At 57.3% G+C, this 936-nt stretch carries 1 pseudogene; it reads left to right on the top strand.

Annotated elements, in window-relative coordinates:
• A pseudogene (locus tag ACW5W8_RS23735) lies at positions 1–936 on the top strand (hypothetical protein); the annotation flags it as partial.

Here is a 936-nt window from a genome sequence, read left to right on the forward strand (position 1 = left end):
GCGGAATGGGCAGACTGGTTTGGCGATACCGCCGATATCGGGTTGTTCCGTTATGCCTATAACAAGAGCGGTGCAGCTGATACCGGCGTATGGGGTGGGTCTATCCCGTTCAAGCCCATTGGGTATCGGTTGAAGATTGGGGCAGCCAACGCCTGCTGGGCTAATGACCTGTGCGATATGGATCTGGAGTTTTTGGATGCTGCGGGCAATGTGGTCGCCGCCCTTCGCACCCGCACCGATGGCACCTATCGCAGCGGGCTATGGTACGGCCCAAGCCTTACCAGCCTGACCAAAGCCACCCAGCGAGACGCATACCCGCGAACCTATGGAGAGCTGACCTTTACCCCAACCAGCCTGATTTATACCGATGATGGCGGTCAGCATCGCAACCAGTCATTTACCCTGACCTGCAATATGGCGGTGGTAACGACCCTGCGCTTTAGCAATATGCGCTCCTACGAGACCTATACAGGTGGCAACGGTTGCCGTGCTGAAACCTATTTGCGCATTGCAGGCGGGCCACCTGGGTTTAATGGGGAGTTTGCGGCGCTGACGGCAGAGCAGTACACCGCATTGCAGCCGGATTTGGTATTGCCAGTCGGTGCGGCTATTGAACATCAATCCGGGATTGGGTTGGTTGCTTCTGGCACTGCACCATCCTATGTCTTGGCGCGCGGTATCCTGCCTGGTCAGACTGGGGTGCTGTTCGATGCGGCTGGCGCTGTGGTGGCCAAACTGGCCTACCTCAATGGTATGGCGGTGCTGACGGTCGGCGGGGTGACCACTCAAGGGCCAGCTGATGCACCCTATCTCGGCTTGGCTGCTATCAATGGGCAGGTGTTTGGCTACAACCAGACCAAGGTGTTTACCCGCTCAACGCAATTCATTGCCTCAACGCAATACAAGATATGGATAGAGCTGCAACCGGGAGACCGC

The organism is Aeromonas aquatilis (assembly GCF_054052405.1).